At 69.5% G+C, this 13,089-nt stretch carries 11 protein-coding genes and 1 tRNA gene; 7 read left to right on the top strand and 5 right to left on the bottom strand.

Going from position 1 to position 13,089, the window contains the following annotated elements:
* Positions 1-63 precede the first annotated feature (63 nt).
* Positions 64-375 (top strand): PilZ domain-containing protein, encoded by a 312-nt coding sequence (locus V8201_RS09980; protein WP_336545180.1) that lies wholly within the window; start codon positions 64-66, stop codon positions 373-375.
* Positions 376-406: 31 nt separating this feature from the next.
* Here the strand turns inward: V8201_RS09980 and recG are convergent, their stop codons facing one another.
* Entirely contained in the window at positions 407-2,464 is a 2,058-nt protein-coding gene (gene recG / locus V8201_RS09985; RefSeq protein WP_336545181.1) for an ATP-dependent DNA helicase RecG, read from the bottom strand.
* Between the two features lie 72 nt (positions 2,465-2,536).
* Between recG and V8201_RS09990 the strand changes: the two genes are divergently transcribed.
* The gene (locus V8201_RS09990) at positions 2,537-2,803 is read left to right on the top strand and encodes an FAD assembly factor SdhE (RefSeq protein ID WP_336545182.1); all 267 of its coding nucleotides are present in this window, start codon (positions 2,537-2,539) and stop codon (positions 2,801-2,803) included.
* Positions 2,804-2,973: 170 nt separating this feature from the next.
* Positions 2,974-6,456, top strand: a complete 3,483-nt coding sequence (gene mfd / locus V8201_RS09995) for a transcription-repair coupling factor (RefSeq protein WP_336545183.1) — start codon at positions 2,974-2,976, stop codon at positions 6,454-6,456.
* A gap of 120 nt (positions 6,457-6,576) precedes the next feature.
* On the opposite strand, the gene V8201_RS10000 is transcribed toward mfd, so the two are convergent.
* Both V8201_RS10000 and V8201_RS10005 read right to left on the bottom strand, forming a co-directional pair.
* Positions 6,577-6,990 carry a YybH family protein gene (locus V8201_RS10000; RefSeq protein WP_336545184.1) on the bottom strand — a complete coding sequence of 138 codons (414 nt, stop codon included), beginning with the start codon at positions 6,988-6,990 and terminating at the stop codon, positions 6,577-6,579.
* Positions 6,987-8,621, bottom strand: a complete 1,635-nt coding sequence (locus V8201_RS10005) for an EAL domain-containing protein (RefSeq protein ID WP_336545185.1) — start codon at positions 8,619-8,621, stop codon at positions 6,987-6,989. The genes V8201_RS10000 and V8201_RS10005 overlap by 4 nt, the downstream gene beginning before the upstream one ends.
* A 98-nt stretch (positions 8,622-8,719) precedes the next feature.
* On the opposite strand from V8201_RS10005, the gene moaA reads away from it, so the two are divergent.
* The 4 genes from moaA (at position 8,720) to V8201_RS10025 (ending at position 11,393) form a co-directional block, all read left to right on the top strand.
* Positions 8,720-9,730: a GTP 3',8-cyclase MoaA gene (moaA, locus tag V8201_RS10010; protein ID WP_373276472.1), complete on the top strand. Its 1,011-nt coding sequence runs from the start codon at positions 8,720-8,722 to the stop codon at positions 9,728-9,730.
* Positions 9,727-10,503, top strand: coding sequence for an NAD kinase (locus V8201_RS10015; RefSeq protein WP_271298885.1), 777 nt, complete (start codon positions 9,727-9,729; stop codon positions 10,501-10,503). Before moaA ends, V8201_RS10015 begins: the two co-directional genes overlap by 4 nt.
* Positions 10,504-10,813: 310 nt before the next feature.
* Positions 10,814-10,888, top strand: a tRNA-Asn gene (locus V8201_RS10020).
* Between the two features lie 307 nt (positions 10,889-11,195).
* Positions 11,196-11,393 (top strand): hypothetical protein, encoded by a 198-nt coding sequence (locus tag V8201_RS10025; RefSeq protein WP_037534301.1) that lies wholly within the window; start codon positions 11,196-11,198, stop codon positions 11,391-11,393.
* 155 nt (positions 11,394-11,548) lie between these two features.
* On the opposite strand, the gene V8201_RS10030 is transcribed toward V8201_RS10025, so the two are convergent.
* Positions 11,549-12,571 carry an outer membrane protein assembly factor BamB family protein gene (locus tag V8201_RS10030; RefSeq protein WP_336545187.1) on the bottom strand — a complete coding sequence of 341 codons (1,023 nt, stop codon included), beginning with the start codon at positions 12,569-12,571 and terminating at the stop codon, positions 11,549-11,551.
* Positions 12,572-12,632: 61 nt separating this feature from the next.
* Positions 12,633-13,064: a MarR family winged helix-turn-helix transcriptional regulator gene (locus V8201_RS10035; protein WP_336545188.1), complete on the bottom strand. Its 432-nt coding sequence runs from the start codon at positions 13,062-13,064 to the stop codon at positions 12,633-12,635.
* Positions 13,065-13,089: the final 25 nt, after the last annotated feature.

The following is a 13,089-nucleotide window of genomic DNA, read 5'->3' on the forward strand; positions in this document are numbered from 1 at the left end:
CAACACCTTCGCCGCTAAGGTTATGTCCGAAATGGTTGGTTTTCGGATGTATCGGGGACGACAGTGACGATTGCCAGAACCGACCCGATCGACGACCGCGCCGAGCCGCGCGACGAGGTGCATTTCCGCAGCAGCGTGGTGCTGGCCGACCAGCGCCGCCTGCCTGCGCTGGTGGTCAATCTGTCGCCATCGGGTCTGATGATCCGCTGCGACGCGCCGGTCGCCGCCGGCGAATGGATCTGGATCCGGCTGCCCGCGATCGGTGACGTCCGCGTCGCCGTCCGCTGGGCGCTGGGCGGGCGGATCGGCTGCCTGATGGAACGGCCGATCCCCGCGAACCGCTACCATGCCGTGCTGGGGGCCATGGCAGGGTAGCGGTTCTGCGGCGCCGGAACGCGGCGGCGTCTTACCCGGACCGCAGCAGCGCGACGCCCGCGTCGCGATCAAACAGATAGAGCGCAACGCGCGCCGCCTGCCCGCGCACGCCCTCGAGCCCGCCGTCGCGGTCGATCAGCAGGCGGGCATCGTCCTGCGCGCAGTGCAGCAGGTCGCTCAGCATCTCGGCCAACGCGAGCCGGAACATCACCTCGCCCGACTGGCGCGTGCCGAGCAATTCACCGCCGCCGCGCAGCCGCAAATCCTCCTCGGCGATGCGGAAGCCGTCGTTGCTCTCCCGCATCAGGGCGAGCCGGGCGCGCGACGTCTCGCTCAGCGCCGATCCGCGCAGCAGCAGGCAGCGCGACAGGCCGCCGCCGCGCCCGACGCGACCGCGCAGCTGGTGCAGCTGGGCAAGGCCGAAGCGATCGGCGTGTTCGATGACGATCAGCGTCGCATTGGGCACGTCGACGCCGACCTCGATCACCGTCGTCGCGACCAGCACGCTCAGCCGGTTGCCGGCGAAGGCCTCCATCACCGCGTCCTTCTCGGCGGGTTTCATCCGGCCGTGGACGACGCCGATCCGCTCGCCGAACCGCTGGCGCAGCGTTTCGGCGCGCATCTCGGCGGCGGCAAGGTCGCTCTTCTCACTTTCCTCGACCAGCGGGCAGACCCAATAGGCCTGGCCGCCGTCCGCCATATGGCGGCCGATCGCGTTGATCACCTCGTCGAGCCGGTCTTCGGAGACGACGCGTGTCTCGATCGGTTCGCGCCCCGGCGGCATCTCGTCGAGCCGGCTGACGTCCATCTCGCCATATTGCGCCAGCGTCAGCGTGCGCGGGATCGGCGTCGCGGTCATCGCGAGCAGATGCGGCGGCGCCTTGCCCTTGGCCTGCAACAGCATCCGCTGCGCGACGCCGAAGCGGTGCTGTTCGTCGACGACGACGAGGCCGAGGTCCTTGTAGCCGACCGCATCCTGGAAGATTGCATGCGTGCCGACGAGGATGTCGATCTCGCCGCTGGCGAGCGCCATCAGCGTCGCCTCGCGCGCGCGGCCCTTGTCGCGCCCGGTAAGTACCGCGATTTCGATCGGCAGGCCGGCGAGCAATTTGCGAAGGCTCTCATAATGCTGGCGCGCGAGAATCTCGGTCGGCGCGAGCATCGCCCCCTGCGCCCCCGCCTCGACCGCGATCAGCAACGCCATCGCCGCGACCAGCGTCTTGCCCGAGCCGACATCGCCTTGCAGCAGCCGCAGCATCGGCGCGGTCTGCGCCAGATCGCCCTCGATCTCCGCCACCGCGCGGCTCTGCGCCCCGGTCGGCGTATACGGGAGGCGCAGCAGATCGCGCAGCCGGCCGTCACCGACCAGCGCCCTGCCCTTGCGCTTGCGCGTATCGGCGCGCACCAGCGTCAGCGCGAGCTGGTTGGCGAAGATCTCGTCATAGGCGAGCCGTTCGCGCGCGGGCTTGTCGGCCGGATCGGCGTGGATGCGCTGCAACGCCTCGCGCCAGTCGGGCCAGCCGCGCTTCGCCTTGAGTCCCGGTTCGATCCATTCGCCGAGATCGGGCGCGCGCGCGATCGCCTGCGCCGCGAAGCCGGCGAGGCGGCGCGAGGTGAGGCCTTCCGACAAAGGATAGATCGCCTCGCGTTCGCGGAACGCCTCGTCCCCCTCGCCGCCGACGATCTCCGGGTGGATGATCTGCAGCGTCTCGCCATAGCTTTCGAGCTTGCCCGAGACGCGGCGCGGCTCGCCGATCGGCAGCAGCTTCTTCACCCAGCCCGACGATCCGCCGAAATAGACGAGGCTGACGATATTGCCCGCCGCGTCGCTCGCCTGCACGCGCGTCGGTCCGCGGCCGGTGCTGGTGCGATAATCGCGCGGCGTCAGCGTGATCGCGATGATGCGGCCGGCGTCCGCGACGTCGAGTTCCTCGCGCGGCAGGCGATCGATCCAGCCGCTCGGCAGGTGGAAGGCGACATCGACGACGCGGGCGAGGCCGAGCCGGTCGAGCGGCTTGGCGAGTCCGGGTCCGACCCCCTTGAGCGCGGTGACTTCGGCGAACAGCGGATTGAGGATATCGGGGCGCATGACTACATGACCGCTATACCGCACCCGACCGGCGCTACCAGCGCCTGCCGGGCAATTCGTATGGGATATTCGATGGATCACGCCACTCGGCTGAAGCGCCTCAAGTTCCGCAGCTGGCATCGCGGCACCAAGGAGGCCGATCTGATGATCGGCGGTTTCTTCGACCGCTTCGCGGCGGACTGGACTCCGGCCGAGCTCGACTGGTTCGAGGCGCTGCTGGAGGAACAGGACGTCGACATCATGGGCTGGGCAATCGGCTCGCTGCCCTGCCCACCCGCCTGGGACGGGCCGATGATGGCGCGGATGCGGACGCTGAGCTACGTTCCGGTGGCGGAATAGCTCGGCAAAGTCCCTACCACGCGGCGCTGGTATTTCCGCGAACGCGGGAATCCAGAGCCACGTAGAACAACCGGCGTGGTGATCCTAACCCTAGGCTCCCGCGTTCGCGAGAGCACTCAACACGTTACCGTAGCTCGCCCGTTCGTACGCGCCCCCTGACCGGAACACTGATGCCCGATCTGAAGACGATCCTTTCCGCCACCTCGCCCCTGACGCTCGCCGGCGTCCCGGTCGGCTTCCAGCCGGCGCTGCTCGCCGATCTGGCGCGCGCCGCGGCGCATAACGGCAAGGGCGGGCGCGCGGTGTTCGTCGCGCCGGACGATGCGGCGATGCGCGCGGTCGCGGCGACCGCCGCCTTCTTCGCGCCGGAGCTGGAGGTGATCAGCTTTCCGGCCTGGGACTGCCTGCCCTATGATCGCGCCAGCCCGACGCTGCGCATCATGGCGGAGCGGATCGCGGCGCTGTGGCGGCTGCAGCAGCCCGCCAGGACGCCGCAACTCGTGCTCACCACCGCCAATGCGGCGACGCAGCGCGTGCTCACCCCGTTCCGCATCCGCCAGCTCGTCGCGACGCTGGAGCCGGACGCGCGCATCGACCGCGACGATCTCGCGACGCTGTTGCAGGCGAACGGCTATGTCCGCACCGAGACGGTGCACGACCAGGGCGAATATGCGGTGCGCGGCGGCATCGTCGACCTGTTTCCGAGCGGCGAGGAGCAGGCGCTGCGGCTCGACTTCTTCGGCGACGAGATCGAGACGGTGCGCACCTTCAGCCCGGAGGACCAGCGCACCACCGGGCGGATCGACGGTTTCACCTTGCTGCCCGCCTCCGAAGCCCTGCTCGACGAGGAGTCGATCAAGCGCTTCCGCACCCGCTATCGCGAAAAGTTCGGCGCGACCGCGACCGGCGATCCGCTCTATCAGGCGATCAGCGACGGGCGGCGGCTCGCCGGCATGGAACATTGGCTGCCGCTGTTCGAGGACAAGCTGGCGACGCTGTTCGATCACCTCGCCCCCGGCGACGTGGTGGTGCGCGACTTCGGCGTCACCGGCGCCGCCGAGGCGCGGATGGAGGCGATCGCCGATTATTTCGAGAACCGCCGCCGTGCCGAAGCGGCGCAGCCGGGCAGCTATCGCCCGCTCGCCGCCAGGACGCTCTACCTCGACGCCAAGGAATGGGCGACGGGGCTGGAGGCGGCGCGCGCGCATCTGACCTCGCCGTTCCACGAGCCGGAAAGCCCGCGCGTGCTCGACTTCAACGTCGACGGCCCGCGCGATTTCGCGCCCGAGCGCGCCGCCAACGCCAACGTCTACGAAGCGGTGGTCGATCACCTCAAGGCGCTGCGCAAGGCGGGCAAGAAGCCGGTGCTGGCGAGCTATTCGGCGGGCGCGCGCGAACGGCTCGGCCATCTGCTGAAAGATCACGGCCTCGCTGGCGGCAAGGTGGCCGACAGCTGGCAGGACGCGCTCGGCATCGCCGATACCGGCAAGTCGGCGGGCGTCGCGCTCGTCGTGCTGCCGCTCGATCACGGCTTTACCGCGCCCGACGTGGCGGTGCTGACCGAGCAGGACATGCTCGGCGACCGGCTGGTCCGGCGCGCCAAGCGCAAGAAGTCGGCGGACGCCTTCCTTGCCGAACTCGCCGCGCTGACGCCGGGCGACCTCGTCGTCCACAGCGATCACGGCATCGGCAAATATCTCGGCCTGACCTCGATCCCCGTCGGCAAGAGCCCGCACGATTGCGTCGCGGTCGAATATGCCGGCGGCGACAAGCTCTTCGTCCCGGTCGAGAATCTCGAAGTACTGTCGCGCTACGGCTCGAACGAGGAGGGCGCGAGCCTCGACCGGCTCGGCGGCGAGGCGTGGCAGCGGCGCAAGTCGCGGATGAAGGAGCGGATCCGCGAGATCGCTGGCGAGCTGATCAAGACCGCCGCCGAACGCGCGCTCCATCCCGGCGATGTGCTCGAACCCGACGCGAGCGGCTATCCGAGCTTCGTCGACCGCTTCCCTTATGCCGAGACGGACGATCAGGATCGCGCGATCGACGACGTGCTCGGCGACCTGTCGGCGGGCAAGCCGATGGACCGGCTGATCGTCGGCGACGTCGGCTTCGGCAAGACCGAGATCGCGCTGCGCGCCGCCTTCGTCGCGGCGATGGCGGGCAAGCAGGTCGCGGTGGTCTGCCCCACCACCCTGCTCGCGCGCCAGCATTACAACAATTTCAGCGCGCGCTTCGAAGGCTTCCCGATGAACATGGGGCGGCTGTCGCGGCTCGTCCCCGCCGGCGAGGCGAAGGCGGTCAAGGAAGGGCTCGCCGCCGGGACGATCGACGTGGTGATCGGCACGCACGCGCTGCTCGCCAAAAACATCGATTTCAAGCGACTTGGCCTCGTCATCGTCGACGAGGAGCAAAGGTTCGGCGTCACCCACAAGGAGCGGCTGAAGGCCCTGCGCGCCGACGTCCATATGCTGACGCTGACCGCGACGCCGATCCCGCGCACCTTGCAGATGGCGATGAGCGGTATCCGCGAATTGTCGGTGATCCAGACGCCGCCGGTCGACCGGCTCGCGGTGCGCACCTATGTCATCCCCTGGGACCCGGTGGTACTGCGCGAGGCGTTGCTGCGCGAACATTATCGCGGCGGGCAAAGCTTCCTCGTCACCCCGCGCGTCGCCGACCTGCCCGATATCGAGGACTATCTCCGCAACGAGGTGCCCGAGATCCGCTACGTCATCGCGCACGGCCAGATGACACCGACCGAGGTCGAGGAACGGATGAGCGCCTTCTACGACAAGAAGTTCGAGGTGCTCGTCTCGACGACGATCATCGAGAGCGGTATCGACATCGCCTCCGCCAATACGATCATCGTCAACCGTGCCGACCGCTTTGGCCTCGCCCAGCTCTATCAGCTGCGCGGACGCGTCGGCCGGTCGAAGACCCGCGCCTATGCCTATCTGGTGACACCGCCCGAGCGGCAGATGACCGAGACGGCGGAAAAGCGGCTCAAGGTGCTGTCCGATCTTGATTCGCTCGGCGCGGGCTTCCAGCTTGCCAGCCACGACCTCGACATTCGCGGCGCGGGCAATCTGCTCGGCGACGAGCAATCGGGGCATATCAAGGAGGTCGGCTACGAACTTTACCAGTCGATGCTGGAAGAAGCGATCATGGACGCCAAGGCGGGCGGGCTCGCGACGCGTCCGCGCGACTTCTCGCCGCAGATCACGGTGGATGCGCCGATCCTCATCCCCGACGATTACGTACCCGACCTCGACCTGCGCATGGGCCTCTACCGCCGCCTCAACGAACTGGAGGACAAGGCCGAGATCGAGGCCTTCGCCGCGGAGATGATCGACCGGTTCGGGCCGCTCCCCGATCCGACCGACAATCTGATCCGGGTGATCGAGATCAAGTTGAACGCGCGGCGGGCGTGCATCGCCAAGATGGACGTCGGCCCGCGCGGCGTGCTGGTCGGCTTCCACGACGATACCCCGCCCAATGTCGCGGGGTTGCTCGCCTATGTCGAGCGGCTCGGCGGCGTCGCCAAGCTGCGCCCCGACAGCAAGCTGGTGCTGCAACGCGCCTGGCCCGACGCCAAGTCGCGGCTGCACGGCGCGCTGCAATTGTCGAAGGGGCTGGCGAAGGCGGCGGGTTAAGGTCGGGGCGCCGTTGGGGGATTTCGCGGCGCGTCGACCAGCTCAGCGGAGATGGAGGCAGGAGGACATCACGGTTGCCGTCAGTCTGACCTTGTCGAAGGGCGTGTGGGCCCCCGCCGCTCAGCTGCTATGGTCGGACACGATACGCCAACCGGCCGGCTGCCGTTCGAACAGCAAGGAGGTGACGCCCGCATCCTGCCGCCCGCCGGGATAATCGAGCCGCCATTGCGCCCACAACATCCGGTGCGTCGCGTCGATCCCGCGCGAGCCGAGGATGCGGAACGACAGCCGGCCGCGCTTCGCCGCATCCTTGCCATAGCTGCGGTCGTAGCGGGCGGCGATCGCCGCCTTGCCGCGGACCAGCCCCGCCTTGGTGACGAACACCGCATCCTCTGCATAGATGGCGAGGAAGCGTGGCATATCGCCCGCGCTCCAGCCGGCGGCGCTGTCGGTCAAGGCCGCAGCGATCGCCGTCTCCGCATCGGCGGGCACCGCCGGACTGGTCACCGCCGCCAGCATCATCGTCGCGATCATTCGCCTTCCTCCACCCGTGCGACCAGCGCCGCCTCATCGAGCGGTTCGGCGAGCCAATAGCCTTGCAGATAGGTACAGCCTTCGGCGGCCAGCAAGCCATGCTGCACATCGCTCTCGACGCCCTCGGCGATCACCGGCAGGTCCAATGAGCGCGCCAGCGTCATCACCGCGCGCACCACGCCGCGATGCCGCGCATTGCCGTCGATCGCGCAGGCGAGCGCCTTGTCGAGCTTGAGATAATCGAGCGGCAGCGCGGTGAGATAGGCGAGGCTCGAATAGCCGGTGCCGAAATCGTCGAGCGCGACGCGCACGCCGGCGTCGCGCAGCGTCGCGAGGACCGCCGCCGCCGCCTCGAGATTGCGGATCGCGCCGGTCTCTGTGATCTCGACGGTGAGCCGGTCGAAGGGCACGCCGCTCGCCTGCACGCGGGCGAGGAACAAGGCGGCGAAGCCCGGCCGGCCGAGATCGCCCGCGGTGAGGTTGAGCGAGACGCGCAAATGGTCGAGCGCGGCGGGCCAGGCGGCGACGCGGGCGAGCACCAGCCGCTGGATATGATCGGACAAGGCGATGCCGAGATCGGCGCGGTCGGCGGCGGCGAACAGCGCGTCGGCGCCGAGCGGGCCGAGCCGGCCGTGCGTCCAGCGCGCCAGCGCCTCGACGCCGGTGATCCGCGGCGAATCGAACCGCGCCTGCGGCTGGAACAGCACGTCGATCTCACCGCGCTCGATCGCGAGGTGCAGGTCGATCGCCAGCGAATCGAGCGGCGCCGCGCCTTCCGGACCGGCGATGCGGATCATCGCGCCGTCGCTCGCCTTGGCGTCGCGCAACGCCTCGCCGGCGCGGCGGAGCAGGCGCACGGCATCATCGTCGGGGCCGCTCACCGCCATGCCCCAGCGACTGCCGAGCACCGCCTGCCGCTGACCGATCGGCAGCGGCTGCGCCAGCGCGGCGTCGAGCGCGGCGGCGAGCGTCGTCATCACCTCGGGCGACGCGGCGGCGGCGACGACGATCTCGCCACCCGCCGGCGCCGCGACGAAGCCGGCGGGGCCGAGCAGCGCGCGGGTGATCGCGGTGACGCGCGCGCGCGCCGCGGCGATCGAGGCATCGCCCACCGCCCGCCCGCGCGCGGCGTTGAGGATGTCGAGCCGCGACAGCGCGATCCGCAGCACGCCGACCGCATCCCCCGCCGCGCGCCGCGCGGACAGCCAGACCGCCGCATCGGGCGCCTCGGCCGGCTCGCCGATGCCGTGATTGCGCCGGTCGATCGGCGCGCGGGCGGCGAACCGGGCGACCTGCAAGCGTTCGTCCGCATCGTCGCGGTCGATCAGGAAATGCGTTGCACCGGCCGCGTGCAGTGCCTCGAGCGGCCCGAGATCGTCGACCCAGGCGAGCAGCGCACCACCGGTCGCCGCGGCCAGGCCGCCGAGCGCGCGCACGCCGACGAGCCCGCCGTCCGGATCGTCGCGCCCGTCGACGACGAGCAACGCCGTCGCGCTGGCGAGCGCGCGCGCCGCGACGCCGTCGCCACCCTCGTCGGGCACGACGCGCCAGCCCGGCCAATCGGCCGCTGCCGCCGCGCCGCGGGCGCCCGATACGATGAACAGCGTCGCGCGCTCCGCCTCTGTAACCATTGCCGCCTGCCTAAGCTGCTGACAGCGCAGCGGCAATGCCGCCGCGTACGAAACGGAACGGACTTGTCCGCTAACGGTTGACCGCTTAGCTCCTGATGATGACCAGCCTTCCCCAATCCGCTCAGCCGCTGGTCGATCCGCAGGGTCGCACCATCCGCTATCTGCGCATCTCGGTCACCGACCGGTGCGACCTGCGCTGCCGTTATTGCATGGCCGAGCAGATGACCTTCCTGCCGCGCGCCGCGCTGCTCAGTCTCGACGAGATCGCGATCATCGCCGAGCGCTTCATCGCGCGCGGCGTCACCAAGATCCGCCTGTCGGGCGGCGAGCCGCTGGTCCGCCGTGACGTCGGCGATCTCGTCCGCCGGCTCGGCCGCCATGTCGGCACCGGGCTCGACGAGCTGACGATGACCACCAATGCGACGCGGCTGGAGAGCTATGCCGGCGCGATGGTCGACGCGGGCATCCGCCGGATCAACGTCAGCCTCGACAGCCTCGACGCCGACCGTTTCCGCTACATCACCCGCCACGGCGATCTCGACCAGGTTCTGCGCGGCATCGCCGCGGCACGCGCCGCGGGCCTGGCGGTGAAGATCAACATGGTCGCGCTGGCGGGGCTCAACGAGGACGAGATACCAGCGATGCTGCGCTGGTGTGTCGACGAGGGCCACGACCTGTCGCTGATCGAGACGATGCCGCTCGGCGCGATCGACGAGGATCGCACCGACCGTTTCGTGCCGCTGACCCGCGTGCTCGCCGATCTTCAGACGCAGTTCGCGCTGGCCCGCGATTCGCACCGCACCGGCGGCCCGGCGCGCTATTGGCGCGTCGGCGACAGCAAGACGCGGCTCGGGCTGATCTCGCCGCTCACCGCCAATTTCTGCGACGGCTGCAACCGCGTGCGGTTGACCACCGAGGGCAAATTGTATCTCTGTCTCGGCCATGACGATCAGGTCGACCTCAAGGCTGCGTTGCGCGACGGCGGGATCGAAGGACTCGACGTCGCAATCGACATCGGCCTCTCGCGCAAGCCGGCGCGGCATGATTTCCGCATCGCCAGCGGCGCGGCGCCGGCCGTCGCGCGGCATATGAGCGTCACCGGCGGATGAGCTACGAGCGGCGGGCGCTGGTCGCCTCTCCGACCGCGCCGGCCCAGGCCGCCGCGGCGGAGATCGCCGACGCGCTCGACTGGGTCGATCCTGCCAACGCCGACGTGCTGATCGCGCTCGGCGGAGACGGTTTCATGTTGCAGACGCTGCATGGCCTGCTCGATCGCCGCGGCCCGCCGGTGCCGGTGTTCGGCATGAACCTCGGCACGGTCGGCTTTCTGATGAACGAATGGCGGCGGCACGGCATCGCCGAACGGCTGAACCGCGCCAAGTCGTTCAAGGTGACGCCGCTCGCCGCGACGATCACCGGCATCGACGGCCGCGTCCATCAGGCACCCGCGATCAACGAGGTGTCGCTGCTCCGCGAGACGCGGCAGACCGCCAAGCTGGAGGTGACGGTCAACGACCGGATCGTCATGCCCGAACTCGCCTGCGACGGCATCCTGGTGGCGACGCCGGCCGGGTCGACGGCCTATAATCTGTCGGCGCAGGGGCCGATCCTGCCGCTCGGCTCCAACATGCTCGCGCTGACCCCGATCAGCCCGTTCCGCCCCAGGCGCTGGCGCGGCGCGATCCTGCCCGACAAGGCGCGCATCACGCTGCGTGTCCTCGACCCCGCCAAGCGCCCGGTCTCCGCCGTCGCCGACCAGCGCGAATTCCGCGACGTCGCCGAAGTTTCGATCTGTATGGACCGCGCGCGCGAGCTGACCTTGCTGTTCGATCCCGAACACGCGCTCGACGACCGGATCACGATGGAGCAATTCGTCGCCTGACCGGCGCGCGTGCAGGCCCACCGGCGCTCCAACCCGTCAAGTGATCCCGCTCCCGGCCAATGCCGTGTCAGACACCTGCAAAGGCGCGAAGATCGAACGCGGCAGCGCCCCTCTCTGCTGATCCGCCGAAGCGAGACGGGTCCTGCCTGATCCGAAAGCCTCCGTACCTCGACACGCGCGCCCTCTTCTCCGCGTCTCCGCCCGAATTCTCGATCGCCCACCCCGGCAGCGCACGAAGCTGTGGAAAAACGTGACAACGGGGTTGCACTGCAATTTTTGGCGGCTATAGACCCCCTCCACGACGCAGCGTTCCCTGATAGCTCAGCGGTAGAGCTCTCGACTGTTAATCGAGCGGCCGTAGGTTCGAATCCTACTCAGGGAGCCATTTTCCACCGATCGCGTGTGAAAACCGGCTTGCGTTCGTTCCCCACCCCCGACATCATCCCCGCAGACGAGGGGCGTAGACGCTCCCGCTGGAGAGCGATGATGATGGTCTTCCTGGAAGTGGCAATCGGTGCGACCGCCGTGGCCCTGCTCAGCATCCCCGTGGTGATCGCGCTGGTCGACCGGCGCAAGCTCACCAGACCGGAATAAGCGCCGTCCCGCGCGCGGGACCAGCCAGCGTTAGTGCACGCGACACGAATTGCGTCTAGAGCGGCGGCGTCACCGTCTCTCTGGAACAGGATTTCATCGTGGAATCGCCGGCCCCCATCACCGCGCAACTCGTCGCCTCGATCCATCAGCCGTGGCGGGCGTCGGTGCGCGAATGCCTTGACCGCTGGCAGCGGCTCGACGCGGCAGCGCGCGCATCGGCCTATCTGGTCCTCGAAGGGCCGGAGCCGAACCTGCGCCGCACGCTCAATGCGGTGGAGATCGCCAAGCTCGCCTGAGACCCCGGCGCGCGGCTAGTTGCCGAGCGCGAACCACGCGAGGATCGCCAGCGCGATCAGCGTGATCACGCCGACGAACATCATCATGCGGGGCAGTGCGTCGCGCTGGGGTCGTTCGTCGCTGTCGGTCATCGTCGATCCTTGTCTGTCGGAAGTCAGGCGAGCACCGCCGCATCGGGCGACTTACCGGTGGCGAAGCCGCCGGTGATCGCCCAGCGCCGCAGGTCGATGATCGCCACCCGGTCGCTGTCGAGCGAGGCGAACAGCGTATCGCCGAACAGGTTGAGCCCGTTGGCGGCGGCGTCGAGCGGCAGCCGGTCCTGCTCGGCGAGCGTCACCGGATCGAGCCGCGTCAGGCTCCGGTCGGCGGTATTGGCGACGATCAGCCGGCCGTCCGCCGCCGTGACGATCCGCACCGCCTCGCCGCGCATCGTCCGGCGGTTGCGCTCGGCCAGCGTCTCCGCATCGAGCGCGTGGAGCGTGCCGGCGGGGCGATCGATGACATAGAGCGTGCGCTCGTCGAGGCTGAGCGTCATCCCCTCCGGCGCGGTGCCGATAGCGCGACGCAGCGGCGCGGTGCCGATGTCCTCGGGATCGACGGCGATGACGCCGCCGCTCAACGTATCGGCGACATAGGCGCGCGATCCGTCGCGCCGGAGCACGAGATAGTGGCTGCGCGCGCCGCCGACCGGGATCAGCCGCGAGGGCGCGTCATCGGTCGCCGGGTGGTCGAAGCGCGCGAGGACGCTGTCCGCCTCGGCGAGCACGTAGAGACGCCCCTGCCGGTCGAGTCGCACCGCGTGGAGCCGACCGAGCGGCGACAGGTCGATCGTCCGCGCCAGCGCCCGGCGGTGGAGGTCGATCACCCAGATCGTGCTGCCCCCCGCCCCCGGCGCCTTCCAGCTCTCGACGCCATAATGGCCGACATAGGCGAAGCGGCCGGCGGCATCGGCGGCGATCTCATGTGGCTGCGTGCCGAGGTGCAGCGTCGCAACCGGCGATCCGCCCGGCACCTCGTAGAAGCCGATGCCACCCGCCCCCTTCTCGATCAGGGCGAGCGTCTGACGGCTGGCTTCGGAGGTCGCGGGTTGCGCGGCGGCGCGGACGCCGAGCGCCATCGCCGCGACACCGCCGCTGGCCAGCATCCACAATCCCTGCCGTCGATCGATCAATGCCATAGCTCCTTCATCATGGGGTGAAGGATCGAACCACCGCCGGAGTTCCCGTCGGCGGCGCAGTCTATTCGGCGAGCGCGCGGCGCAAGGCGGCGACTTCGCGGTTGAGTGCGGCGAGCCGTTCCGGCGCCATGCCGCTGCGCGCGACGATCAGCGGGGCGAGGCAGCCGGTCTCCGCCCAGCAGGCCTCGCCCGCGTCGGTCAGGCGCACGCGCACCTGCCGCTCGTCGGCGGGGTTGCGCAGCCGCGTCACCAGTCCCGCCGCCTCGAGCCGCTTGGCGAGCGGGGTAATCGTGCTCGGCTCGAGCGCCAACCGCTCGGCGATCTCGCCGATCGCGCGGCCTTCCGCGGCGCCGTGCAGCACCTGCAGGACGAGGAATTGCGGATAGGTGATGCCGAGCCGGTCGAGCACCGGCTTATAGGCGCGGTTGATCGCAATGGTCGCCGCATAGAGCGAGAAACACAATTGTTCGTCGAGCGGTAGCGGATCGGCCATCGGATCTCCTCACCGGCGGGCGATA

It is taken from the genome of Sphingomonas kyungheensis (assembly GCF_037120395.1).
Taxonomy (GTDB): Bacteria; Pseudomonadota; Alphaproteobacteria; order Sphingomonadales; family Sphingomonadaceae; genus Sphingomonas; species Sphingomonas kyungheensis.

What these genes read in the sequence shown, in the direction of transcription:
- recG (WP_336545181.1), bottom strand. Translation starts at nt 2,464, where the DNA reads ATGCGCCCCGATATCCTCAATCCGCTGTTCGCCGAAGTCACCGCGCTC.
- V8201_RS09990 (WP_336545182.1), top strand. Translation starts at nt 2,537, where the DNA reads ATGGATCACGCCACTCGGCTGAAGCGCCTCAAGTTCCGCAGCTGGCAT.
- mfd (WP_336545183.1), top strand. Translation starts at nt 2,974, where the DNA reads ATGCCCGATCTGAAGACGATCCTTTCCGCCACCTCGCCCCTGACGCTC.
- V8201_RS10000 (WP_336545184.1), bottom strand. Translation starts at nt 6,990, where the DNA reads ATGATCGCGACGATGATGCTGGCGGCGGTGACCAGTCCGGCGGTGCCC.
- V8201_RS10005 (WP_336545185.1), bottom strand. Translation starts at nt 8,621, where the DNA reads ATGGTTACAGAGGCGGAGCGCGCGACGCTGTTCATCGTATCGGGCGCC.
- moaA (WP_373276472.1), top strand. Translation starts at nt 8,720, where the DNA reads ATGACCAGCCTTCCCCAATCCGCTCAGCCGCTGGTCGATCCGCAGGGT.
- V8201_RS10015 (WP_271298885.1), top strand. Translation starts at nt 9,727, where the DNA reads ATGAGCTACGAGCGGCGGGCGCTGGTCGCCTCTCCGACCGCGCCGGCC.
- V8201_RS10030 (WP_336545187.1), bottom strand. Translation starts at nt 12,571, where the DNA reads ATGGCATTGATCGATCGACGGCAGGGATTGTGGATGCTGGCCAGCGGC.
- V8201_RS10035 (WP_336545188.1), bottom strand. Translation starts at nt 13,064, where the DNA reads ATGGCCGATCCGCTACCGCTCGACGAACAATTGTGTTTCTCGCTCTAT.